Annotated in this window: 25 protein-coding genes and 1 tRNA gene; 15 read left to right on the top strand and 11 right to left on the bottom strand. The window is 45.4% G+C overall.

Annotated features, from left to right (window positions below; translation table 11 throughout):
- From Q0218_RS07465 to Q0218_RS07435, 7 genes are all read left to right on the top strand, one after another.
- On the top strand, positions 1-2,435 hold a 2,435-nt coding region (locus Q0218_RS07465), incomplete at its 5' end, for a valine--tRNA ligase (protein WP_297968207.1).
- A 117-nt stretch (positions 2,436-2,552) separates the two neighbouring features.
- Entirely contained in the window at positions 2,553-3,539 is a 987-nt protein-coding gene (locus tag Q0218_RS07460; RefSeq protein ID WP_297968205.1) for a diaminopimelate dehydrogenase, read from the top strand.
- 43 nt (positions 3,540-3,582) lie between these two features.
- Positions 3,583-4,539, top strand: a complete 957-nt coding sequence (locus tag Q0218_RS07455; protein WP_297968203.1) for a methionine ABC transporter ATP-binding protein — start codon at positions 3,583-3,585, stop codon at positions 4,537-4,539.
- Positions 4,539-5,213 (top strand): methionine ABC transporter permease, encoded by a 675-nt coding sequence (locus Q0218_RS07450; protein ID WP_297968201.1) that lies wholly within the window; start codon positions 4,539-4,541, stop codon positions 5,211-5,213. Before Q0218_RS07455 ends, Q0218_RS07450 begins: the two co-directional genes overlap by 1 nt.
- Before the next feature lie 257 nt (positions 5,214-5,470).
- Positions 5,471-6,244 (top strand): MetQ/NlpA family ABC transporter substrate-binding protein, encoded by a 774-nt coding sequence (locus tag Q0218_RS07445; RefSeq protein WP_122873973.1) that lies wholly within the window; start codon positions 5,471-5,473, stop codon positions 6,242-6,244.
- Positions 6,245-6,396: 152 nt separating this feature from the next.
- Positions 6,397-7,170 carry a MetQ/NlpA family ABC transporter substrate-binding protein gene (locus Q0218_RS07440; RefSeq protein ID WP_297968198.1) on the top strand — a complete coding sequence of 258 codons (774 nt, stop codon included), beginning with the start codon at positions 6,397-6,399 and terminating at the stop codon, positions 7,168-7,170.
- Between the two features lie 189 nt (positions 7,171-7,359).
- The gene (locus Q0218_RS07435; protein WP_297968196.1) at positions 7,360-8,139 is read left to right on the top strand and encodes a MetQ/NlpA family ABC transporter substrate-binding protein; all 780 of its coding nucleotides are present in this window, start codon (positions 7,360-7,362) and stop codon (positions 8,137-8,139) included.
- A 1,135-nt stretch (positions 8,140-9,274) separates the two neighbouring features.
- Here Q0218_RS07435 and Q0218_RS07430 read toward each other — a convergent pair.
- The 7 genes from Q0218_RS07430 to Q0218_RS07400 all read right to left on the bottom strand — a co-directional run bounded on the left by Q0218_RS07430 (position 9,275) and on the right by Q0218_RS07400 (position 14,438).
- The gene (locus tag Q0218_RS07430; RefSeq protein WP_297968193.1) at positions 9,275-10,360 is read right to left on the bottom strand and encodes a hypothetical protein; all 1,086 of its coding nucleotides are present in this window, start codon (positions 10,358-10,360) and stop codon (positions 9,275-9,277) included.
- 53 nt (positions 10,361-10,413) lie between these two features.
- Positions 10,414-10,638, bottom strand: coding sequence for a hypothetical protein (locus tag Q0218_RS07425; RefSeq protein ID WP_297968191.1), 225 nt, complete (start codon positions 10,636-10,638; stop codon positions 10,414-10,416).
- A gap of 305 nt (positions 10,639-10,943) precedes the next feature.
- Complete coding sequence (locus Q0218_RS07420) at positions 10,944-11,219, bottom strand: hypothetical protein (RefSeq protein WP_297968188.1); 276 nt, start codon at positions 11,217-11,219, stop codon at positions 10,944-10,946.
- Between the two features lie 53 nt (positions 11,220-11,272).
- Positions 11,273-12,784 (bottom strand): hypothetical protein, encoded by a 1,512-nt coding sequence (locus Q0218_RS07415; protein WP_297968186.1) that lies wholly within the window; start codon positions 12,782-12,784, stop codon positions 11,273-11,275.
- Between the two features lie 148 nt (positions 12,785-12,932).
- Positions 12,933-13,712, bottom strand: coding sequence for a tyrosine-type recombinase/integrase (locus Q0218_RS07410; RefSeq protein ID WP_297968183.1), 780 nt, complete (start codon positions 13,710-13,712; stop codon positions 12,933-12,935).
- Complete coding sequence (locus Q0218_RS07405; protein ID WP_297968180.1) at positions 13,601-14,158, bottom strand: hypothetical protein; 558 nt, start codon at positions 14,156-14,158, stop codon at positions 13,601-13,603. Before Q0218_RS07405 ends, Q0218_RS07410 begins: the two co-directional genes overlap by 112 nt.
- Positions 14,159-14,361: 203 nt before the next feature.
- Positions 14,362-14,438: transfer RNA gene (locus tag Q0218_RS07400), tRNA-Arg, on the bottom strand.
- Between the two features lie 405 nt (positions 14,439-14,843).
- Between Q0218_RS07400 and Q0218_RS07395 the strand changes: the two genes are divergently transcribed.
- From Q0218_RS07395 to Q0218_RS07375, 5 genes are read left to right on the top strand one after another with little or no spacing between them, the layout of a single operon-like run.
- Positions 14,844-16,310, top strand: coding sequence for an acetyl-CoA carboxylase subunit A (locus Q0218_RS07395; RefSeq protein WP_122863010.1), 1,467 nt, complete (start codon positions 14,844-14,846; stop codon positions 16,308-16,310).
- A complete protein-coding gene (locus Q0218_RS07390; protein ID WP_297968176.1) occupies positions 16,303-16,524 on the top strand; it encodes a hypothetical protein in 222 nt (73 codons plus the stop codon). The genes Q0218_RS07395 and Q0218_RS07390 overlap by 8 nt, the downstream gene beginning before the upstream one ends.
- Positions 16,518-17,240, top strand: coding sequence for an arginyltransferase (locus Q0218_RS07385; protein WP_297968173.1), 723 nt, complete (start codon positions 16,518-16,520; stop codon positions 17,238-17,240). The genes Q0218_RS07390 and Q0218_RS07385 overlap by 7 nt, the downstream gene beginning before the upstream one ends.
- Before the next feature lie 35 nt (positions 17,241-17,275).
- Entirely contained in the window at positions 17,276-18,091 is an 816-nt protein-coding gene (locus tag Q0218_RS07380; protein WP_297968169.1) for an adenylosuccinate lyase, read from the top strand.
- 26 nt (positions 18,092-18,117) lie between these two features.
- Positions 18,118-18,807 (top strand): hypothetical protein, encoded by a 690-nt coding sequence (locus Q0218_RS07375; protein WP_297968166.1) that lies wholly within the window; start codon positions 18,118-18,120, stop codon positions 18,805-18,807.
- Between the two features lie 100 nt (positions 18,808-18,907).
- On the opposite strand, the gene Q0218_RS07370 is transcribed toward Q0218_RS07375, so the two are convergent.
- From Q0218_RS07370 to Q0218_RS07355, 4 genes are read right to left on the bottom strand one after another with little or no spacing between them, the layout of a single operon-like run.
- Positions 18,908-20,170 carry an RNA polymerase factor sigma-54 gene (locus tag Q0218_RS07370; RefSeq protein WP_297968163.1) on the bottom strand — a complete coding sequence of 421 codons (1,263 nt, stop codon included), beginning with the start codon at positions 20,168-20,170 and terminating at the stop codon, positions 18,908-18,910.
- Complete coding sequence (gene lptB, locus Q0218_RS07365) at positions 20,170-20,898, bottom strand: LPS export ABC transporter ATP-binding protein (RefSeq protein ID WP_297968160.1); 729 nt, start codon at positions 20,896-20,898, stop codon at positions 20,170-20,172. The genes Q0218_RS07370 and lptB overlap by 1 nt, the downstream gene beginning before the upstream one ends.
- Complete coding sequence (gene tsaE, locus Q0218_RS07360) at positions 20,891-21,292, bottom strand: tRNA (adenosine(37)-N6)-threonylcarbamoyltransferase complex ATPase subunit type 1 TsaE (RefSeq protein ID WP_297968157.1); 402 nt, start codon at positions 21,290-21,292, stop codon at positions 20,891-20,893. The genes lptB and tsaE overlap by 8 nt, the downstream gene beginning before the upstream one ends.
- Positions 21,289-21,534 (bottom strand): S4 domain-containing protein, encoded by a 246-nt coding sequence (locus Q0218_RS07355; protein ID WP_124851202.1) that lies wholly within the window; start codon positions 21,532-21,534, stop codon positions 21,289-21,291. Before Q0218_RS07355 ends, tsaE begins: the two co-directional genes overlap by 4 nt.
- 166 nt (positions 21,535-21,700) lie before the next feature.
- Between Q0218_RS07355 and Q0218_RS07350 the strand changes: the two genes are divergently transcribed.
- From Q0218_RS07350 to hslV, 3 genes are read left to right on the top strand one after another with little or no spacing between them, the layout of a single operon-like run.
- On the top strand, positions 21,701-22,924 hold the full coding sequence (locus Q0218_RS07350; RefSeq protein WP_297968149.1) for an argininosuccinate synthase: 1,224 nt from the start codon (positions 21,701-21,703) through the stop codon (positions 22,922-22,924).
- A 13-nt stretch (positions 22,925-22,937) separates the two neighbouring features.
- Positions 22,938-23,384, top strand: a complete 447-nt coding sequence (gene rplI, locus Q0218_RS07345) for a 50S ribosomal protein L9 (protein ID WP_297968146.1) — start codon at positions 22,938-22,940, stop codon at positions 23,382-23,384.
- Positions 23,385-23,918 carry an ATP-dependent protease subunit HslV gene (gene hslV, locus Q0218_RS07340; RefSeq protein ID WP_002947707.1) on the top strand — a complete coding sequence of 178 codons (534 nt, stop codon included), beginning with the start codon at positions 23,385-23,387 and terminating at the stop codon, positions 23,916-23,918.
- Positions 23,919-23,923: the final 5 nt, after the last annotated feature.

Genomic DNA, 23,923 nt, shown 5'->3' with positions numbered 1-23,923 from the left:
GAGCTTCACGAGCTTTGTCAGCCATCGGCAATTTAACGCTGTGGCAGCCGGGCCTTGATCATGCGGGTATCGCCACGCAAAACGTCGTTGAAAAGCAGCTCCTAACCCAAGGCATCAAAAAAGAAGAGCTCGGACGCGAAAAATTCGTAGAAAAAGTCTGGGAATGGAAAGAAAAAAGCGGCGGCATGATCGTACATCAGATGCGAAAACTAGGCATCTCTCCAGCATGGTCGCGCCAAAGATTTACTATGGATGAGGGGCTAAGAAAAGCGGTCAAAAAAGCCTTCGTAAATCTCTACGAAAAAGGTCTCATCGTACGCGAAAACTACATGATAAACTGGTGTACGCACGACGGCGCGCTCAGCGACATCGAGGTCGAGCATAAGGAAAATAAAGGCAAGCTTTATCATTTGAGATACTACCTTGCGGGAGAACAAGATAAATTTATCGTCGTGGCGACGACAAGGCCGGAGACCTACTTCGGCGACACTGCCGTCATGGTAAACCCAAACGACGAACGCTATAAAAATTTGATCGGCAAAAAAGTCATCCTGCCGATAATCGGTCGCGAGATAAAGATTATCGCCGACGAGCACGTCGATATGGAGTTTGGAACGGGTCTTGTGAAAGTCACCCCGGCGCACGACACTAACGATTACGAGGTCGGCAAGAGGCATGATCTAAAATTTATCACCGTTTTTGACGAAAAAGGCATCCTAAACGAGCAGTGTGCGCAGTTTAAGGGGCTAGAAAGACTTGAGGCTAGAGACGTCATCGTAGCAGAGCTAGAAAAGCTCGGAAACGTCGAGAAGATCGAAGACTACGAAAATCAAGTCGGCTACTGCTACCGCTGCAAAAACGTCGTCGAGCCATACATCTCAAAGCAGTGGTTTGTCAAAAAACAGATCGCGGACGATGCGATCGCAAAGGTCGGCGAAGGCTTAGCCAAATTTTACCCGGCTCACTGGATAAACAGCTTTAACGCCTGGATGCGCGAGCTTCGCGACTGGTGTATCTCGCGCCAGCTATGGTGGGGACATCAGATCCCGGTATTTTACTGTAATGAGTGCGGACACGAGTGGGCGGACGAAGGCGAACCGACGCAGTGCCCAAAGTGCAAAAGCGCAAATTTCCATCAAGACCCGGACGTCCTTGATACCTGGTTTAGCTCGGGACTTTGGCCGTTTAGCACGCTTGGCTGGGGTAACGGCGAGGAGCTAAAAAACGAGAAGTGGTTTGAGGGCGATTTGGCGGAATTTTACCCAAACAACCTGCTAATCACCGGCTTTGATATTTTATTTTTCTGGGTAGCTAGGATGATGTTTCAGGGCGAAAACGCGCTGGGCAAGCTGCCGTTTGACGATATCTACCTGCACGCTTTGGTTAAAGACGAGCAAGGCAGAAAGATGAGCAAGAGCCTAGGCAACGTCATCGATCCGCTCGTTAGCATCGAGGAGTACAGCGCCGATATACTGCGCTTTACGCTTGCGCTGCTAGCCGTGCAGGGGCGCGACATAAAGCTAAGCGACGAAAAGATGAAGCTCGTGCGAAATTTTACGAACAAGCTTTACAACGCGAGCAAATACCTGCTGCTAAACGAGTCCAAATTTGCAAATTTAAGCGACGCGAAAATCGAAACAAAGCTTGGCAAATACATACTAAGCCGCTTTAACGAGTGCGTGCGCGAAGTGCGAGAGAACATCGACGCCTACCGCTTTAACGACGCGGCAAACGCGATTTATAAATTTTTATGGGACGAGTTTTGCGACTGGGGCATCGAGCTTAGCAAAGCCGATAAAGGCAGCGTAAGGGAGCTTGGAGCGATATTTAAAGAGGCGATGAGGCTACTTAGCCCGTTCATGCCGTTTATCTCCGAGTACCTTTTCCACGAGCTTAGCGGTTCAAATTTAGAAAACGCAAGCTCGATCATGATAGAGGCGTATCCGCAGGCTAACGAGCGCGACTTGCAAATAGAAAAGACCTTTGAGCTGGTGATCGAAGCCATCGTCGCAATCCGCCGCGCAAAGGCGACCATCGAGCAAGGCAACTCAAAAATCCCAAAAGCTTTCATCAAGCTAAACGGAAATGAAAATTTGACCGAGGCGACAAACTACATCTTGCTGCTAGCTAAGTGCGAACAGATCGAGTTTTGCGACGCTAAAATAGAAAACGCCGCGCGCGACGTGAGCGAAAATTTAGAAGTCTTCGTACCTCTTGAAGGCGTGGACATGAGCGCTGTTATCATGCGACTGCGGTCACAAAAAACCAAACTAGAAAAAGAGATAGCAAAGCTATCAAGCATGCTAAACAACGAGAAATTCGTAGCCTCCGCCCCGCAAGCCGTAGTCGAAGCCAACCGCGAAGGGCTAGCTAGCGCTACGCAAAAGCTAGAAAAGGTAGATAGCGAGCTAGCGAATTTGGGAGCGGTCGATTGATATTTTTTGGTTTTTGCGTTAGGACTTGGCAGATCCAAACGGTGCCTTGAGCTGTTAAATTTAAACTACGGCACGCCGTTTAATGCGTAAAAATTTAAAAAAATAAAAGGATAAAAAATGAACGAAAAAATAAAAATAGCGGTTTTAGGATATGGAAATTTAGGTCGCGGCGTAGAGCTTGCCGCGCGCAATAGCAAGGATTTAGAGCTTTCGGCCGTTTTTAGCCGTAGAAACCCAAACGAAGTAAAAACATACGGAGCTCCGGTATTTAGCGTGGACGAAATTTTATCGCACAAGGGCAAATTTGACGTTTTGGTGCTTTGCGGCGGTAGCGCAACGGATCTACCGACGCAGACGCCTGAGTTTGCGCTAAATTTTAATGTCGTCGATAGCTTTGATACGCACGCAAAAATCCCTGAGCACTTCGCCGCTGTGGACGCCGCAGCCAAAAAGGGCGGAAACGTAGGCATTATAGCCGTAGGCTGGGATCCGGGTCTGTTTTCGCTAAATAGACTATTTGGCGAGAGCGTGCTGGAAAACGGCAGCAGTTATACGTTTTGGGGTAAAGGCGTGAGCCAAGGCCACTCAGACGCTATCCGCAGAATCGAGGGCGTCGTGGATGCACGCCAATATACCGTGCCGATAGAAAGCACCTTAGAGCGAGTTCGTGCCGGCGAAAATCCAAATTTGACTACGCGCGAAAAACACCTGCGCGAGTGCTACGTCGTGGCCGAGGACGGCGCCGATAAAGCGCGCATAGAAAAAGAGATAAAAACGATGCCAAACTACTTTGCCGACTACGACACGAGCGTGCATTTCATAGATCTTGCGACGCTTAAAAAAGAGCACGGCGGCATCCCTCACGGAGGATTTGTTTTGCGAAGCGGAACGACGGGCGAGCACGGCGAAAATAAACATCTGATCGAGTTTTCGCTAAAGCTTGACTCAAATCCGGAATTTACCGCAAGCGTGCTAGTAGCCTATGCCCGCGCGGCGTATCGTTTGGCGCAAAAAGGCGAGTGCGGCGCGTTTAGCGTGTTTGACATCGCTCCGGCGCTTCTTTCGCCAAAGAGCACAGACGAGCTAAGGCGCGAAATTTTATAAATTTTAGTAGCGCTTCGGTGGAATTACGAACGAGGAAATTTGAGTGATAAAGATAGAAAATTTAAAGAAATTTTACGGAGCGACGCAGATCATAGACGGCGTCAGCCTAACCGTAGAAAAAGGCGAAATTTTTGCCATCGTAGGCCACAGCGGCGCAGGTAAATCCACCCTGCTTCGCTGCATAAACGGCCTAGAGGACTATCAAGGCGGCAGCCTAAAGGTATTTGACAAAGAAATCTCGGCGCTAAAAGATAAAGAGCTAAGAGAACTTAGGCGAGATGTGGGGATGATATTTCAGCACTTCGCGCTGATGGCGAGGAAAACGGCGTTTGAAAACATCGCTACTCCGCTTAAATTTTGGGGTTACTCAGACGGCGAAATCAAAAAAAGAGTGAGCGAACTACTAGAGCTAGTCGGCCTTGCAAACAAAGCCGCAAGCTACCCCGGCGAGCTAAGCGGCGGACAAAAACAGCGCGTCGCCATCGCTCGCGCCCTTGCGCTAAGTCCAAAAATTTTACTCTCCGACGAGGCAACCTCGGCGCTTGATCCAAATACGACAAATTCGATACTAGAGCTTTTAAAACAGATCAATCAAACGCTAAACATCAGCGTCGTTTTAGTCACGCACGAGATGGAGGTCGTAAAAAGCATCGCGCGCCGCGCAGTGCTGCTAGAAAGCGGCAAGATAATCGGCAGCGGCACGATCGAGGAGCTATTTTTAAAGCCAGATGAAAAGATGAAGGAATTCCTCGGCGAGGATGAAATTTTGCCGAGCGAAGGCGTAAATATCAGGCTCTTTTTCCCAAAAGAAGTCGCTCAAAACAGCGTCATCACGCATATGGCGCGCACGCTAAACATCGACTTTAACATCGTCTGGGGCAAGCTTGAAAAGCTAAACGAAAACGTACTTGGCTCGCTCGTCATCAACGTCGATCCAAAAGACGAGCCGCGCGTAACCGAGTACATCAAGCAAAGCGGCGTATTATGGGAGGTGGCGTGATGTTTGACATAGATTTTTCTAAATTTCCCGACGTTTTCGAGCGTATTTTGCTCCCGGCCATCGGCGAGACGCTTTATATGAGCGTGGTTTCGACGCTTCTAGCGTTTCTTATAGGTCTAGTGCCGGCTATCTTGCTCGTCCTTTCGGCACAGGATGGCCTAAAGCCGAACAAACCGCTATTTATCGCGCTTGATATCACGGTAAATACGCTAAGAAGCTTTCCATTTATCATCCTCATCATCGTGCTTTTCCCGCTCACGCGCCTGATCGTGGGCACCAGTATCGGCACTACCGCGGCTATCGTTCCGCTTACTATCGGCGCGGCGCCGTTTATCGCTAGGCTCATAGAAAGCGCGCTAAAAGAGGTCGATAAAGGCATCGTCGAGGCTGCCAGAAGCTTTGGTAGCTCAAATTTTCAGATCATTTTTAAGGTGATGTTCGTAGAGGCGTTGCCCGGCATCGTAGCTTCTATCACGCTTACGCTTATCGTTATTATCGGCTTTTCGGCGATGGCTGGCGCAGTCGGCGGCGGCGGACTGGGATCCGTGGCGATAAACTACGGATATCAGAGATTTCGCCCGGATATCATGCTCTATACCGTCGTGATTTTAATCATAATGGTTCAAATTTTCCAATCATTAGGAAATTTTATTTATAAGATCACAAAGAAATGATTTTTTACATCTGATTTTATTTTCTTTTAAACTTTTTTTGCATAAAATCCCGAAATTAATTTTACAAAGAAAGGATAGAAAATGAAATCAGATATGTGCGAAATGCGTCGCTTCACTGAACTTAAGTCGTCGAAAGACTAACGCTAAGCGCAAAATTTCTTTTTAAGCGCTTAGTTTCGCTAAGCATTTAAAAAGAAATTTAAGCCTCCGCTCATATCCTTTTTTAAATGCTAGCCAAATTTTAAAAAGGATATAAAATGAAAAATCTACTCAAATACTCTCTAGTCGCTCTAAGCCTAACAGTCGCAGCAAATGCCGCCGAGAAAATCGTCGTAGGCGCTACGCCGGTTCCGCATGCTGAAATTTTAGAAGTCGTAAAACCTATCCTTGCAAAAGACGGCTTTACTCTTGAGATCAAAGAATTCAACGACTACTCTACTCCAAATTTAGCCACCGAGGACGGCGATCTAGACGCTAACTACTTCCAGCACCTACCGTATCTTGAGGAATTTAACAAAAACAAAGGCACTCATCTAGTTAAAACAGTTGGCGTTCACCTCGAGCCTATGGGCGTTTACTCTAAAAAGATAAAAGATATCAAAGAGCTAAAAGACGGCAGCACCGTAGCGATACCAAACGACCCGACAAACGAGAGCCGCGCGCTTGACGTGCTAGCTAGCGCAGGTCTAATAAAGCTAAACGACAATCCTCTAAAAACTCCGCTTGATATCACGGAAAACCCGAAAAAGCTAAAATTTGAAGAGATCGAGACCGCTCAAGTTCCTCGTACGCTAGATGACGTCGCCATCGCCGTTATCAACACGAACTACGCTCTAAACGCCAACCTAAACCCGACCAAAGACGCGCTCGTACTTGAGAGCAAAGATAGCCCGTACACCAACTACGTCGTGGTCAAAGTCGGCAATGAAAATAGCCCGAAAATCAAAGCTCTAGACAAAGCCGTCACGAGCCCGGAGGTAAAGAAATTTATCGAGGAAAAATATAAAGGCGCGATAATCCCGACGTTTTAATCAAATTTAGCCCCGCCCGCTCAAATTTAGCGGCGCGGGTAAATTTAACGAAACGACGAATCCAAATTTAGTTTAGAGACCGCTCTTAAAACAAAACGGCGTAAAAGCTTTTACCTTTTTAGTGCCGTTTTTTATCAAAAAAAGGAATAATAATGCAATTTTCAAAAATACTTCTTGGCGCGCTTTTAGCTAGCGGCCTGTATGCTAACGACAAAACCATCACCGTAGGCGCATCTCCTGTACCTCACGCCGAGATTTTAGAAGAGGTCGTAAAGCCGATCTTAGAAAAAGAGGGCTACAAGCTCGACGTCAAAATCTTTAACGACTACGTGATACCAAACCTCGCCGTCGAAAACGGCGAACTCGACGCCAACTACTTCCAAGGCCTGCCGTATATGAAGTCGTTTAACAAAGACAAAGGCACTCACATAGTGCCGACCGTGGGCGTACACGTCGAGCCTATGGGCGCGTATTCTAAAAAGATAAAAAGCCTAGACGAGCTAAAAAACGGCGATATCATCGCTATCTCAAACAACGCCGCAGACTCGACGCGCTCGATAAATTTGCTCGAAAAAGCGGGTATAATCAAAGCCAAAGAGGGCGAATACAAATCCCCGCTAGATATCATAGAAAATCCGAAAAATCTCAAATTTAAAGAGATGGAATCCGCGCAGACGCCCCGCTCTCTCGACGACGTCGCGCTAGCATTTATCAACGTAAACTACGCCCTGGACGTAGGCCTCAAACCGACCAAAGACGCGCTAATCCTCGAGGATAAAGATAGCCCGTACACCAACTACGTAGCAACCAAGGCCGGCAACGAAAACAGTCCGAAAATCAAGGCTCTAGATAAAGCGATACTAACTCCCGAAGTTAAAGACTTTATCGTAAAGCGCTACCAAGGCGCGGTGATACCGAGCTTCTGATCGCGTCAAATTTGACTGATTTGCCTTCGTAAAATTTAGCTTTAAAAATCGCAAAAGGAATATTTTGCGTAAATTTTACGGCTCAAATTTGAAAAACCGAAAATAGTCGAGAAAAGTCTCCAAAAACAAAACGGCGTAAAAGCTTTTACCTTTTTAGCGCCGTTTTAAAAAATAAAAAAGGAAAATATAATGAAAATTTTTAAAATTTTAGCAAGTTTGGCGCTAGCTTTTAATCTCTATGCAGCAGACAAAGATCACACTATCGTAGTGGCCGTCTCGCCCGTACCTCACGCAGAGATCATGGAGTTTATCAAGCCTGCTCTAGCAAAAGAGGGCTACGATCTAGTCATCAAAGAGATAAACGACTACTCGATCCCAAATTTAGCGACGCAAGACGGCGATTTGGACGCAAATTTCTTTCAACACTGGCCGTATCTAAAAAACCACAATGAAACAAAAGGCACGACCCTGATAACCGCCGCGGCAATACATCTTGAACCGCTGGGCTTTTACTCAAAAAAGATAAAGAGCCTAAGCGAGCTAAAAGACGGCGCTAAAGTCGCGATCGCCTACGATCCTACTAACGGCAACAGAGCGCTGAATATCCTGCAAAAAGCGGGTCTAATAGAGCTAGATAAGAGCGCTGAGCTAGCCACGCCAAAAGACATCGTGAAAAATCCAAAACATCTAAATTTCGTCGAGCTTGAGGGCGCGCAGATACCTCGCACGCTAGATGAAGTCGATCTTGCCGCTATAAGCACGAATTTCGTCCTTGATATCGGCATGAATCCTAAAAAAGACGCGCTAGCTATCGAAGGCACCGAAAGCCCGTACGCCAACATCATCGCGGTCAAAGCAGGCAACGAAAATAGCCCGAAAATCAAAGCTCTCGTTAAAGCCGCAACCAGCCCAGAGACGAAAGAGTTTATCTTAAAAAGATACGACGGAGCGATCCTGCCCGTATTTTGATTTAGCCGGCTCAAGGCCGGCTTTTATAGGATTAATCATGCACGATATCCAGTAAGCCCTAAAAGCGAAAAATTTTTCTTATTCATAATCCATGCGTATAGCAGGCTTTTTAAAAACTTAAGCAAAATGTCTATGCTTTATTAGATATTAAAATACTATCCAAAACTGTAATAATTTTAGATTTTTCCATCGCACTTTCCTCTAATAGAATGTAAAATATGGTTGCGCGCAAAATTAGAATTATTTAAAGCTAAGTTAAATGTAAATACTTGCAATATAGAGAATTTATTGTTTTTAGAGATGTAGTGGTGCGCTCGAAGGGAAACGAGCACGATACTTAAAACCCCAAAACACAGGCGTTTTAAGATAACTAAGGAAGTTTTTTAAGTATCTTCCTAACTCTTTTAAGAAAAAGCCGAAAAGTAGGATAAAATAGTAGAAAACTTAAGCTTTTTAAGTCATTGTCGTAGATTTTAAGGCTAAGATAATTAACCCTTTTTAAACGGCTTAAGGTTTGAAAGCTTAAAGTTTGTTACTAATTCATTCCCCGCTTTTGGTAATGAGGATCATATCACAAAATTTTATTTTTTGCAAATCGTATCCCTACTTCGGTCAAGCGTAGCCGTATTTTTGAGATAGGCGAGAAATCGGCGGAGCGTAAAAAAATACAACTTTTGTTATACGGAAGCAATAAAAGACGGCACGGGCGGGCGCTTTGATACTCGCTGAGGCTCGTATCGAAAAAATAAGCTAATGCACGCCGCGAACAGCTAACGGCGCGCATAGAGCCTATTTTTTCTCGCTCTGCATTTTCGCTTTTATGCGGTAATTTTAGCGAGCCTGCGTCTAGGCGTCAAGGGTCAAGACTAGCTATTTTTGCGGGCTCCACACTCGCCTCGCAAAAATTAGCCCTTGACATCCTAGCCGACAGTTCGCAAAATACCGCAAGCTCGGAAAAACAAAAAACAGCCGCCACCGTGCCTTAATATGCATTGCTCTTTTGCTTTGAAGTTGTTTTTTGATTAACGCTTTGTAGATTTTTTGGTTTTGCCATATATCTTATTTTAATATATTAAGAAAACGGAAAAAACTCGCGCAAACGCCGTATTTCCAGACGCGCGCGAGGGGTTAGAGGCTAAAGGCTTAACCCGTTTTCAGGCTGACTTATTCGCGGAACATAGCTAAGAAGGCCGCTTTTTATGCCATCGAAGTTAGAAACGGCGATTTTGCCGTTTGATATGTCGTATAAGCTCTCGATAAGATACCTACCCTTCGGCTCGACATATAGCTTTCCAGAGCCCACAAGCTCGGAGAGCATAGAAGCTTGACCGAGAAAAAAGCTATCGTTAGCAGGTTTTAAACCCTCTTGATTCTTTTGCAGCTCGGCAATCTGAACGTCCTTTGCTTTAAGAGAGTGCTCGGTAGTTTTCAAAAGCCCTTGTAGTCGCTCGTTTTGCTTTTGCAACTTATCAAAATTTTGACGCATTTGCAAATTTTCAGCTTGCAAAGCCTCGACATCAACAGCAGGCTTTGAGCTAGTAGCCCCGAGGAATGAGCCCAGAATACGGTTTTCCTGTAAAGCCCGTAGCTGTGCGCGCACGTTTATTTCTTTCTTAGCAACGACCTCTTTTAAAGTCGCTTGAGCCTCTTTTATCGTGCTTTGCGCAGCGTATTTAATAGCCACAGAATCAGCAACATAAGCCATTATACCGTCTTTATCAAAACCACCCAAAATACCGCTTCTTAAATTGTTCGCATTAATAGCCTTTTCGACTTCGACGTCAATCTTAGGGTGATTACGTAGCTTTGCGATTTTCTCTTTAAAAGTTTTTTCAAAGTCCTCAAGGTTGCCAAGATCGGGTGCTTTTTTAAGTTCGGCGAGCTCGTCCTTGAGCTTACGGTTTTCGGCTTCTAAGGTCGCATAATCCTCGCGTTTGCCCCCTTGTTCTTTGAGTTCGCTTCTAGCCTCAAGGTTTGCGGCCTTCAAAGCCGCCTCTAATTCCTTGATTTTTTGCTTAGCATCCTTAAGCTCGTTTTTTGTAAACTTCAGTTCTTGCTTAATCGGTTCGGCGATTTTTACAGCTTGCTTATACTGGCGCGGCGTGAGATGTTCCCGCCCGCTTATCCTTTTGTCAATCCCGCGCTCCATATTTAATACGTGGGCGACTTCGGTCTGAATATCGCGCATAAGCTGACGCTTTCCGCGCGTAATTCGGTGCATACTATTTCCGTCCTCATCGAGCGAAATAAAAAGCACTTGAAAGTGAACGTTTTTTACAAAACCCCCTCGTCGTTGAGATGCCCTTCGTCACGATGAATTGCCCCGTAAACCATACGATAACCGGTCTTTTGTTCAATTATCCCGGCGGCGCGCTTTAAATCCGCCAATGTATGGTATTCTCGCGCATTGATCGACGCTTCCCAGAATATTTTTTCCTCGTCAAATTGCGGCTTTTGATTATATTTTATCTGATAGGCGGCTACGGCGTCGTCTCGCATCCGTTTGGCAAAACGGCGAGCCTCCTCGAAGCTACACGTATATTAGTTTTCGTGAACTAGCTCTTTGTGACAATCGTTAGGCAAAAATCCACGCCTAAAATTGTGCCAAAAGTTGCCAGGTTTAGCTAGCAAAATACTAACGCATGCTTTAGCATTATTATCCATATAATACCTCTTTTTATTTTTTCTAGCATTTAGGCACTGTAACCCCCTTGCGGGGTTATCGGTGCACGTAATGCGCATTACGTGCACCTACCCACAAGGGGGTAAGTGCAGAAACGCGCCCGCAAGGGGAAAGGCAGAGGTCAGAAGGTCGCAAGATCGAACTTTTTAAGAAGCTCTGCGTATTTGACCTTTTCAGCGCCGATTTCGTCGAGCTCTTTTTTCGTTTTGTCGAAAGCGGTCTTCGCGCTCTTTTCTCGCTTCTCTAAAGTCGCTATTTTTCGGAGAAGCTTTTTTAATTCCTGCACGAGCTTAGCGTTTTCGCTTTGCGGTTTTTGCTCTTGCGGTTGAGCAGGTTTTTGACTCTGCGTTTGCGCTAGAGCGACGTTTTGGTTTGATTTTTGAATGTTTGATTCCATAATGGACTCCTTTTTTTATTTTTTACGATATAAAGATCATGCCGGAAAAGAAATTAAAAATTGCTACCTTTTTTGATGACTGTAGGGACCAATTCCTCGGGCGAAAATAAGCAAGGCTCGGGCTCATTTTGCAGCTCGCTTTCATTTATTTTTAACGGCGATTTTTCTAAAATCGGCGTGCGTTCTCGCTTCGGGAAAAGCTCGGCTAACTTTTGTTTTTTCTCGGCAATCGATAAATCGAAGAAATCTTCGGTGTCAAGTAACTCATCTACGAAACTATCAAAGGCCTTACTAGAAGCGTCGCTCATTAGCCCCTGTTGCCACAGTTTCGTATGCCAAACCTCGCGAACTTCGACTTTTATTTCGCCCCAAAGTTCACGGTGTAAATGATAGTCGTACAGCCATTGGATATCGTCTGCGCCGTATTCGCGAGCAAGTTTGCGGTTTGCGCGAGCCTCTTTTTCTTGCGCCCGCTTTTGTTCAAGGACAAAATTTAAATACGATGCCGCACGCGACGGCGACAACGCAGGGGTTAGACCGTTTTGATAGTTTGAAAAAAGAGTACGGACTAGGCAGATCAACCCGCTTTTGTTACGCTGTTTTTTAGCCGCAATTTTTAAGGCTTTAATTTGTTTATTATCCAAGAAAACGCGGCAGTTAGAAGCGTGATATCTATCGCCGTTTGCCGCGCGCAAATCTAAATCAAGAGGTTTTGTGTTTTTTCTCTTGTTTTTTTGGGGCTTTCGATTTTTTTTGATCGACTGTGGGAATATTACGGTTTTGTCAAGAAAATACGGGGCTTTTGCTTCTTCCTTTAATGCGGATGATGCCTTTGCGCGGTCTTTTTTAGCTCCAAAAGTAGCGTTCCATTGTTCTAAAAGCGCATTCATAAACACGTCTATTTCGACGTATGCGCTCGGATACTTACGAGCCATTTTAAAATTTTGCATGCTGTGTAAAATTTTGCAATCCTGCAAGCCCTTAATTTTATCACATTTATAGGTTTTCTTTTTTCCGCCCTCATATTCGCTTGCGGTCTTTCTAAGCAGCTTTGAGACATCATAACCTAGGATTTGTGCCGTAGCTTGCTCTAAATGCCACTCGCCCGTTCCTTCCTTAAAAAGATACGAAGGCGATAAAACATCCACGGTTACGGCTTTGCGATCTAGATGCGATTCGAGAAATGAGGCTATTTTTTGAAAATGCAAAGGTAAGCAAAAGACCAGAGCATGAATGTGCGGCATACCTCTGCGGTGGGCTTCGAATACATAACTGACAAAGATCGGATATTGCTTTAGCTCTTTTTCGATAAGCGTTTTTAGATATCGCTTTAAGGCTTTAGCGGCTTCGACGGCAGTCATACGGCCACAAGTGCCGCGTTTTTTAATGCCCGAATTATCAAGAGTAACGGCTATACCAAGGGCGGTAAAGCCGATTTTTTCGAGGGTTTTTGAGATATCTACGGTTCGTAGGCGGACTTCTCGGTCTATTGACGAGCGGGCGAGCAGATAGTCATGGACGACTTCGCCGTCATCTATGCTTAAAAATTTTCTATTTTCTAGCATACTAACCACCCACAAAAAATAGGATTTTTTAGCAAAACTTCCCGAGAGATTTTATGCACAGATAAGCTTAAATTAGCTAATATTTCAGAGGTCGAAAGGTGAATGCTTTTACGAGTTTCAACTAATTCGGCCCCGCTTCTTTTTTTATTCATAATGCCAATCCCAAAGATTTTAAGTAGTTAAACCACCACGTTATAACTTTTCTAGTCATAGCGATATTCGTAGATTTATTATAAACGCCGGCTACGCCGCGGATAGCGTGAAAAAGCGTGCGCTCAACCTCATAAGGTATAAGCCCGTTTTGCGGCATATTTTCGTGGCAAAACGTAGAGGCTATCTTCCTAAAGCTATGGAATACAAGACATACGCCGCTCCCTAAATTTTCAGAGTAATAGTCGCCTAGCGCATTTGACAAGGTTCCGTCGCTTAACGGCTTGCCCTTTGTATTTCCAAAAAAGAGCTGCTCGTCTTTTAAATTAAAGCCCGATAACCATTCGCCCACCTCGCGTGGAAGTCCTAAGTATTCATCGCCGTTTGCTTTGGTTTTGTTTTCATTTTTTGAAAAATGCAGATAAAATTCGCCGTTTTCATCAATTTTTAAATGATTTGCAGACATCTTTCGGACATTTCCAGCGCGAAGCCCGGTAGCCAAGCCCATTATTAGAGCTTTTTTGATAGAGGGTATAGGACTGCGATAATTTAGAATATACGAGATTAAGCTCTTAAGATCGGCTTGCTCGCTAATCAAAGCATAACCTTCGCTAGGCGGGCAGTCGTAGCTTTCTTTTAAGAGAATGCCGTCAAAAATATCTTTTTTTAAAATGCCTCGCTTTCTAGCAAAACTCCAAAGTTGATGAACAAACTCGCAATAATCGTCAAGACTAGCGTATAGTTTTTCGCGAAAGATTTCATCGGCGATGTCTTGCAAATGTTTTCTTTCAATTTTTGAAATATCCCTATCGGCAAGCACTCCAAGCCTTTTGCTAAAAATAGTTTTCTTTTTTTAACGGTTGTTGCAGCAAGCGAGGGGCGAAAGGTTAGATATAACTCGAATACGCTTCGTAAAGTATTTTTGGAAGTTTTAGCAGCGCTAGGAACGGCTAGTAAAAACTCATCAAGAGCTTTTAGAGCTTCTTTGTAGGTCATATCGCCAAAACTTCCCAAAAATTTTACTAATTTTCCGTTTGTTGAATAATAGAAATCTTTTCGGTATTTTACATGCGTAGTGTTTTTCTTGTGAAGCTTTTTAATTTTCAAACACAAACCCGTATCGGTAAGCATTTGGCGACTTTCTTTTTTATCGCTCGGGAGCTTGTAATCGCGAATAGCGTCATCAGGCGCAACTTTAAAGTTTAGCTGTTGAGTGAGTTTCATTTTTTGACCCCGCTTTTAATTTAATTATAAAAGCTTTGAGGCCTACTCGCCGGGTTTTGCTCAAAAAAACTTCCCAAAAACGCTTGGGAAGTAAAGTTAGGAAGTTTTAGGGCGTTAAATTTGATAAATTTCGCGTTTAACGGTTTTCGTTAGTTAAATAAAAGCGTGAATTTTGGGGATTTTTATCGGTTTTGTAAGTATCGTGGTGCGCTCGAAGGAATTCGAATCCCTGACCTTTTGAACCGCAATCAAATGCTCTATCCAGCTGAGCTACGAGCGCACTTTAAAAGAAATGTGAAGTATAGCCAAAGGTTTCTTAAATCTTTCATAAATTTTGATATATTTGTAAAAATTTCATTTTTTACCCACCCTACTACATCAAAATTCAAATTTATGTACTAAATTTGCCACATTTAATCGTCTATAAAAAATCTTTATGTTATCTTATACGGCAAATACGGCAAATTTAATTAAAAACAAGTGTGCCTGGTAAAGCAGTCGCAATCACTAGAATATAGAAACAAATTAAGGAAAAAGCCAAAAAATTAATAGTAAAACAGCAAAGATAACAAAAAGAGCAAATTTAAAGACAGCGTGCAAAGATCGAGCTCTAAAAAAGCAAATTTCAAGCATCAGCAAGCAAAAAAGAGTAAAATTTGAAAAACAATAAAGAAAGGAAAGCCAAGTGATACATAAAATTTTGATCGCAAACCGCGGAGAGATCGCCGTTCGCGTGATCCGTGCCTGCAAAGATCTGCACATCAAAAACGTTGCCATTTACACCAAGCCCGACCAAGACTGCCTGCACGTCAAAATAGCCGACGAGGCCTACCAGATCGGCATCGACCCGATCAAGGGCTACCTAGACGCCAAACGCATAGTCGAGGTCGCAAAAGCATGCGGCGCAGACGCGATACACCCGGGATATGGATTTTTGAGCGAAAATTACGAATTTGCCAAAGAGGTCGAGGATGCGGGGCTGGTTTTCATAGGACCTACCGCCGACGTCATCCGAAAAATGGGCAATAAAAATATCGCTCGCTATCTGATGAATAAAAACGGCATCCCTATCGTGCCCGGCACCGAAAAGCTAAACAACGAAACGATAGAAAACATCAAACTATACGCCGAGCGCATCGGCTATCCGGTCATCCTAAAAGCTAGCGGCGGCGGCGGCGGACGCGGCATCCGCGTAGTGTGGAAAGAAGAAGAGCTAGAGTCTAGCTTTGAAAGCTGTAAGCGCGAGGCTAAGGCGTTTTTTAACAACGACGAAGTTTTTATGGAAAAATACGTCGTAAATCCGCGCCACATCGAGTTTCAAATTTTAGGAGACAAATACGGCAACATTATCCACCTAGCCGAACGCGACTGCTCGATCCAGCGCCGCCACCAAAAGATCCTCGAGATAGCGCCGAGTCCGACGATGAGCGAAAGCCTTCGAAAAAGCATGGGCGTGACCGCAGTCGCAGCCGCAAAGGCCGTAAACTACACCAACGCCGGCACGATCGAGTTTTTGCTCGATGATTACAACAACTTTTATTTTATGGAGATGAACACCCGTATCCAGGTCGAGCACGGCGTGACCGAGGAGATCACGGGCGTGGATCTCATCGTGCGCCAGATCCGTATCGCGGCGGGTGAAATCCTAGACATGGAGCAAAGCGACGTTATCACGCAAGGTTTTGCGATCGAGGCGCGCATCACCGCCGAGGACGCATGGCAAAATTTTATCCCGAGCCCGGGCGAGATCAGCGGCTACTACCCTGCTCTAGGCCCTTCCGTTCGCGTGGATAGCCATCTATATAAAGACTATCAGATACCGCCGTTTTACGATAGCTTGCTAGCTAAGCTCATCGTACGTGCGCCTAGCTACGATCTAGCCGTAAATAAACTAAAACGCGCGCTGGATGAGTTTACGATCGAAGGCAGCGTCAAAACCACGATCCCGTTTTTGCTCAGCATCAGCAAGGAACGCGACTTTAGGCGAGGATTTTTCGACACGTCCTACGTCGAAAACAAGATGCCTACCCTGCTAGAAAAGATGAAAACCAAGGACAATGAGGACAACGAAGAGGTGATCGCCGCCATCGCCGCCGCGATACAAAGAGTAAAAGACGCTAGGAAATTTAAAGAGGAGCACGCGGATGAATGATTTTTTCGATAGCTTAAAGGATATAAAAAAAGAGCTTCAAAAGGAGCAAAATGCAAATTTGAGCTCAAATTTAGCCGCCAAAAATGCCGCAAAGCAAAATTTAAAGCCTGAGCCAAAAACCTTCAGCAAAGAAGAAGCCATCGCACACAAAGAGCAAATTTTACGCGATGAGTTTCTAGCCTACGTCAAGGACGCGGATATCAAAAAGTGCTAGTCGTGCCGTTTTCCACCCTGCCTAGCCCCTGCCCCTACCTCAAGGACAGGGACTCGCGCATGGAGTATCGCTACATAGACGGCTGCGACTTTGCCGTAAACGACGCTCTAGCTAGGCGTGGTTTTAGGCGCTTTGGCAAATATTTCTCCAAGCCAAACTGCGCGGGTTGCCGCGAGTGCGTAAATATAAGGGTCGATGCGCTAAATTTTAAATTTAGCAAATCCGCCCGCCGCACTATACGCAAAAACGAAAACACCAAAATCATCCTCACAAAGCCGCTCATAGACGACGCGCACATGGCGTTATACAAAAAATATCATAAATTTATGCAGCAAAAGCGCGAGTGGAAGTACTACGAGCTGGACTTCCGCCGCTACTACGAGCTCTACGTCGCGGGGCACGCGGAGTTTGGCAAGGAGATTGCGTATTTTGCAGACGGCAGGCTCATCGGCGTAGATCTCGTGGATATCCTTAGCGACGGTATCTCGGCGGTTTATTGCTACTATGATCCTGATTTTGCGGACCTTAGCATCGGCAGATACTCGCTCTATCAGCAAATTTTACTGGCTAGGCAGCTAAATTTGCGCTGGATATACCTAGGCTACTACGTCAAAGACTGCCCTAGCCTAGCTTATAAGGCCGACTACAAGCCCTACGAGCGCCTGTGCGAATACGTCGCGCTAGATGAAACGCCCGTATGGGAAAAAGCGGAATAAAAAATGCTTTCAAATGCGTTTTATAAAGGTAAAATTTGATAAAAGTAAGTCAAAATCTAGAATCTCTAAGCATAGAAACATCAGACGTGGATCTGTTTTTCGAGCTGCAAGCACTCATAAAGCGAAACTTCGCCAAGACGCTGGGGCAAAAAGGCAAAGTGATGTCGTTTTACGACGAAAACGAGAAGGTTCAGCGCAAATATTTCGTCAAATTTCTAAAAAAACTCTGCCAAAGATACGAGCTAAAAAACGTAAATTTAAACTTCGCCGAGTATAAAACGATCAAACTCCACTACATCCAACCAAACTCGCTCAAAGCCATGGTTTTCGTCGATGTCGCCTTCGTGCGGGGCGGCGCGATATTTAGCTTCGATCGCTCAAATGAATCTTTTATCTCGCACATAATTAGGGGCTTTGAGTCAAAGCAAATTTTATCCGCCGAGGGTCAAATCGCGCTAAATATCGCAAATTTGGGCGAGTGCGCGCGCCTAGAGGAGCTGTTTAACAAAAGCGAATATATGAAATTTTCGATCATCTTTAACTATAATGAAGAGGAATTTGAAAAATTTAAAAAACGCATCAAAATCTGCGCCAAGAAAAATGAAGCCAAATTTGCTGCTCTTGCTAGCCTTTTTGAGGATCATTTTGCAGTGCTTGGATGCGATAAAAACGATAGCTTCGAGGATGTGCGAAACCGCTACCTGGAGCTTGTTAAAGCCTATCATCCCGACTTTCACGCCGCGCTTAGCCCCGAGCTTTTGGACGAGTGCAAAATGCAGTTTCAGCGTATCCAAAACGCATACGAGAGCTTAAAGCCGTATTTTAAGGAGCTTGAAGCGGAAGCGGAGTAAATTTGCTTTTTTAAATTTGAGCAAATTTGACGCTAAATCAAATTTGCGTTTTGGGGCGCAAACCCTGCCTCGGCTGGCTAAATTTAAACGATATGGAGACAACTTTGCAAGAAAATTTTTTATATAAATATTGTAAAACCCACGATAAAATCGCTATGAATGTTGCTTTGGCAATTTATCTTATATTTGCCCTCGGCATTTTTATCATTCCGGGCGATATCCTCTCTCGCTGCGAAATTTGCCGCGAGTTCGTAAATTTTATGAAGCAATACTTTCCAAATATCCAAATTTTTAGCGATGTCAGTCCGTTGAAACAAGAGATAGAATTTTACACGAGCTATATGTGGGTAGTTGGGCTACTTTGGGCGGCGGAGATGGTATTTTACGTTACCTGCATGTACACCGTATTTATGGACACGGATATAGGCGAGCGCGAGGGTATAGAAAAACTAAACTGGAAAATGCTCGTATTGAGCTTTATATTCGGTTTTTTTGCGATATACGTGTATTACACGGGCTACATCGTCACCGGCGGCGTTACTTTTATGGGATGGCCGCGTTTTTATATAGATTTTGCGACCAAATTTGAGATATTTCAGTATATACCGCTTTTTCAGGGTATTTTCTCTGCCGTGGGAATATATTTACTGACATCGCTAATCTATATGCTTTATTACAAATTTTTTAGCCGCAAAAGCCGAAACGACCAAATTTAAAATTTAAAAGCAAAAAGCCCCTCGCCAAACCCCCGGCTTAAATTTAAAATTTATGCTCAAATTTGACGTTACGCGTAAATTTATGATCACGCGGTTAAATTTACTTACCAGATTGCAGCAGATAGGTCTTTTTACGCTCGCTGGAGCTGCCGATATTTAGCGCAAGGCGGTATTTGGTTATCGTGCGGCGGACGACCTCGACGTTAAATTCCTTCTTTATAAACTCCAAAATTTTTAGATCGCTAAGCGGCTTGGCGGGGTTTTCGTTTCGGACGAGATTTGCCACGAAGTCCTTGATGGCCTTGTTTGAGACGTCCTCGTCGATCGCAGCGGAGAAAAAGCTCTTTATAGGCACGAGCCCGCGCGAGCACTCTAGGTATTTGTTTGAGATGCCGCGCGAGATGGTCGACGGGTTTCGCCCCAAATCCTCGGCGATGTCTTTTAGGCGCATGGGCTTGATGTCGCCGCCAAAAAAATAATCGTACTGATACTCCACTAGCATGAGGGCGATCTTTCTAAGCGTGGCTTTTCGCATATCAAGCGCGTCTATGAGGTCTTTTGCCTCTTTTACGCGCGAGGCGACGAAGCTCTCTTTTTCGTCCAGCCCTTCGACGTCTATGACGATCTCGGGATAAAAGTCGTCGTTAATGCGCACCTCGATACCGCCCGAGCTCGTGTCTATGACGATGTCGGGGATGATCGCCGCAGCCTCGCTCATATACTCGATCGCGGGCGGATTTTTTAGCCTCTTGATGACGGCGAGAGCTTCGTTGTAGAGCGGAATTTTGCGCATTTGGGAGAGGTTTTCGAAATTTAACGCAAGCTTTTTAGCGCTTTCAAAGAGCTTCTCGTCCAAATTTAGCTCCTCAAGCTGAAACAAAAAGCTCTCTTTGTAGTCCTTTGCGCCGATGCCGGCGGGCTCTAGGTAGGCAAACCGCTTTCGCACCGACTCGATCTCCGCCTCGCTAAATTCGTCAAACGTTTCAGGCTCGTAGTAGCCCTCCTCGTTTATGCATTCGATGATTTTCATCGCGATTTTTTGGGACTTTTCGGTCGGAAAAAGGGGCTTATCTATCTGCCCCATTAGCTTGTCGTAAAGCCCCGTTTTAGCCACGCTAAAGCTTTCGATACTATCAGTTACGCTGTTTTTTGATATTTCTTTGAAGAAATTTTTATCTTTTTTAGATGGTGCGGCGCTTGGCGACTCGGTTAAATTTCGCTGCTGCACGCTTGCAAACGGATTATCCGCTAAAAACGGCTCAAGCGTCTCCTTTAGCTCCTCGACGCTGCTGCTAAGTATCGGCAGCCACGAGCGCAACGTGTGCGAGAGCTTATTTTTGGGAGCTTGAGTTTGCTTTAGCATTATTCTACAAATTTAAACTCTTCGCCCAGATAATGGGTGCGCACGAGCTTGTTGTTCGCGACTTCGTTCGCGCTGCCGCTAGCTAGCAGGCTACCGTCCTTGATCACGTAGGCGCGGTCGCAGATGGCTAGCGTCTCGCGGACGTTGTGGTCGGTGATGAGTACGCCGATACCGAGTTTTTTTAGATCGCGAACGATGCTTTGTATATCGCTAACGGCGATCGGATCGACGCCGGCAAAAGGCTCATCCAGCAGCAAAAATTTAGGCGTGATGATGAGGCTTCTAGCGATCTCGCAGCGCCTGCGCTCGCCGCCGCTTAGGCTCACGCCCTTTCGCAAGCGTATAGGCTCGATATTTAGCAAATTTAGCATCTCGTTTACTTTTTTCTCGCGGACGGCTTCGTCTTTATACAAGATCTCGGCGCCGAGCAGTAAATTTTCCTCGACGGAGAGGTCTTTAAATATACTTGATTCTTGCGGCAGATAGCCAATCCCCATGTGTGCGCGCTTGTGTAGCGGCACCTTCGTAACGTCCGCGCCGTCTAAAAACACGCTGCCGTTAGATGGCGAGATAAGCCCGCAGATCATATAAAACGTCGTCGTTTTCCCCGCGCCGTTTGGGCCCAGCAGCCCTACTACCTCGCCGCTTTTGACCTCTAGCGAGATGCCTTTTATGATGTTTGTTTTTTTGATCGTTTTTTGTAAATCTTTAACTTCTAATTTATGCACCGTAAACCTCGTATTTTCGCCCTTTTTGGCTAGGCGAGATAACTACCTTGACGCATTTTTCGCCCAAATTTTCTAGCGCCTTTTCCAGTCGCTCGTCGCCCCACTCTACTAGATGAAGCCCCTCTTCTAGCAAATTTTCAAAAAGCCCGTTTTGTAAAATCGCGTCAAGTCCGTTTTGATAGATATCGTAGTGATAAATTTTATCTCCGTAGCTTTGCATGACCGAAAACGTCGGCGAAGTAACCTCCGTATCGATGCCGCGAGCCTTTACGATAGCTTTAACCAGCGTCGTTTTACCGCTGGCTAAATTTCCTTGCAATATGACGACGCCGCTTTGGGGTAAAATTTTTACCACCTCCTCAAGCTCGCCTAACTCCAAATTTAACTCTATCATAGCTCTTTTACGTATAGCGCTTGGGCTGATTTTGGGATACTTTTGGTCTCCGGGATCGCTAGCACTTCGTAGCGCGCCTCTCTCGTTAAAAATTTGATCGTAATCACGTCGCCGATCTTGACCTCTTTGGCCGGTTTGGCGACGACGCCGTTTACGCTCACGACGCCGCTTTTACACATATCTTCGCTGACCGCGCGCCTTTTTGTGATATTTACGGTATTTAAAAACTTATCTACTCTCATAGCGGCGATTTTAGCCAAATTTGGCTTAAATTTTTAATTCCTCGCCGCTACATATTAAATTTAATGTAAATTTGACGTTTAGCGTACGCGATTTTAGCGGAAATATTTATTCCAAATTAATCAAATTTGGCTAAAATACGCGTCATCTCAATATAAAGGATAGAGAATGAAAAAAGACGTGAAAAAAGTCGTTCTCGCCTATTCGGGCGGACTTGATACGAGCATTATTTTAAAATGGCTGCAAGACGAGTATAAATGCGAAGTGGTGACCTTTACCGCCGATATCGGCCAGGGCGAGGAGCTAGAACCCGCACGCCAAAAAGCGCTGGAGCTCGGCATAAAACCCGAAAATATATTTATAGAGGATTTAAAAGAAGAATTTGCGCGGGATTTCGTATTTCCTATGTTTAGAGCAAACGCCGTTTACGAGGGCGAGTATCTGCTAGGCACCTCGATAGCTCGCCCGCTGATAGCTAAAAAACAAGCCCAAATCGCCGCCAAAGTAGGCGCCGACGGCGTGAGCCACGGAGCAACCGGCAAAGGCAACGACCAAGTGCGCTTTGAGCTAGGCTACTACGCGCTGGGGGATAACCTAACCATCATCGCTCCTTGGCGCGAGTGGGATCTAAACAGCCGCGAAAAGCTACTAAAATACGCCGAAAAAAACGGTATAAAAATAGAAAAGAAACCGGGCAAAAGCCCCTACTCTATGGACGCAAATTTGCTCCATATCAGCTACGAGGGCTTAGTGCTTGAAAACCCTGCTCACGCTCCGGAAGCCGATATGTGGCGCTGGACGGTAAACCCAAAAGACGCTCCAAACGAAAGCGAAATAATAGAAATCGGCTACGAAAAAGGTGATCCCGTTAGCATAAACGGCAAAAAAATGAGCCCTGCCGCACTGCTAGCCGAGCTAAACCGCCTAGGCGCAAAACACGGTATCGGTAGGCTAGACCTCGTCGAAAACCGCTCGGTCGGCATGAAAAGCCGCGGCTGCTACGAAACTCCTGGCGGCACGATAATGCTAAAAGCTCACCGCGCGATCGAGAGCATCACGCTAGACCGCGGCGCGGCGCACCTAAAAGACGAGCTGATGCCTCGCTACGCAGAGCTCATCTATAACGGCTACTGGTGGTCGCCTGAGCGTATCATGCTGCAAGCGCTCATCGACAAGAGCCAAGAAAACGTAAACGGCACGGTCAAAGTCGAGCTCTACAAAGGCAACGTAATCGTGCTAGGACGCGACAGCAAAACAGATAATCTCTTTAGCGAGGCATTTTGCACGTTTGAAGAAGACAGCGTGTTTGATCAAAAAGACGCGAACGGATTTATCAAGCTAAACGCGCTAAGATTTATCATCGGACGCAAAAACGGACGCAAATTTAACTAAATAAAGGATAAAAATGAAAGTACTACTAATAAAAGACGTAAAATCGCTCGGAAAAGCCGGCGAAATCAAAGAGGTAAAAGAAGGCTACGGAAATAACTTCCTAATCGGCAAAGGCTTTGCTAAGGCCGCGACTCCCGATGTTTTGCGCCAGTACGAAGCCGAGCAAAAACGCAAGGCCGAAGAGCTAAAATACGAGATCGCGAACATAGAAAAGCTAAAATCTGAGATCGAAAAAATCACGCTCAAGGTTAAAAAGCCGCTCGGAGCAAACGGTGCGCTATTTGGGGCGGTGACGAAGGATGAAATTTCGGAAGCTTTAGAAAAAACCCATCATCTAGTCGTAGATAAAAAGGCGTTTGACTTTGCTCACACTATAAAAGCGACCGGTATCTACGAAGTAGACGTCAAGCTCGGCCACGCCGTGCGCGCCACGCTAAAACTAGACGTCGAGGGAGAATAAGTGTTTCATGCGACTACCATTTTAGCCTACAAAGGTAAGAATAAATCAGTTATCGGCGGCGACGGACAAGTAAGCTTTGGCAACACGGTACTAAAAGGCAATGCGGTAAAAATCCGCAAAATCCACGGCGGCAAGGTTCTAGCGGGATTTGCCGGCAGCACCGCCGATGCGTTTAATCTCTTTGACATGTTTGAAAACAATCTCGAGCACGCCAAAGGCGACCTGCTAAAAGCTGTGATCGAGTTTAGCAAAGAGTGGCGCAAGGATAAATATCTGCGCAAGCTAGAAGCCATGATGTTGGTGCTTGACCGCGAGAAAATTTTCCTTTTAAGCGGAACTGGCGACGTCGTAGAGCCGGAGGACGGCAAGATAGCCGCTATCGGAAGCGGCGGCAACTACGCCCTCTCTGCCGCCCGCGCGCTGGATAAATTTGCCCAGATAGACGAAGAGGAGCTCGTAAAAGAGAGTCTAAAGATCGCGGGCGAAATTTGCATTTACACGAACACGAATATAAAAACCTACGTTTTAGAATAGAGAAA

It is taken from the genome of uncultured Campylobacter sp. (assembly GCF_938039245.1).
GTDB lineage: Bacteria > Campylobacterota > Campylobacteria > Campylobacterales > Campylobacteraceae > Campylobacter_A.
This window is presented reverse-complemented; position numbering and strand designations above follow the sequence as displayed.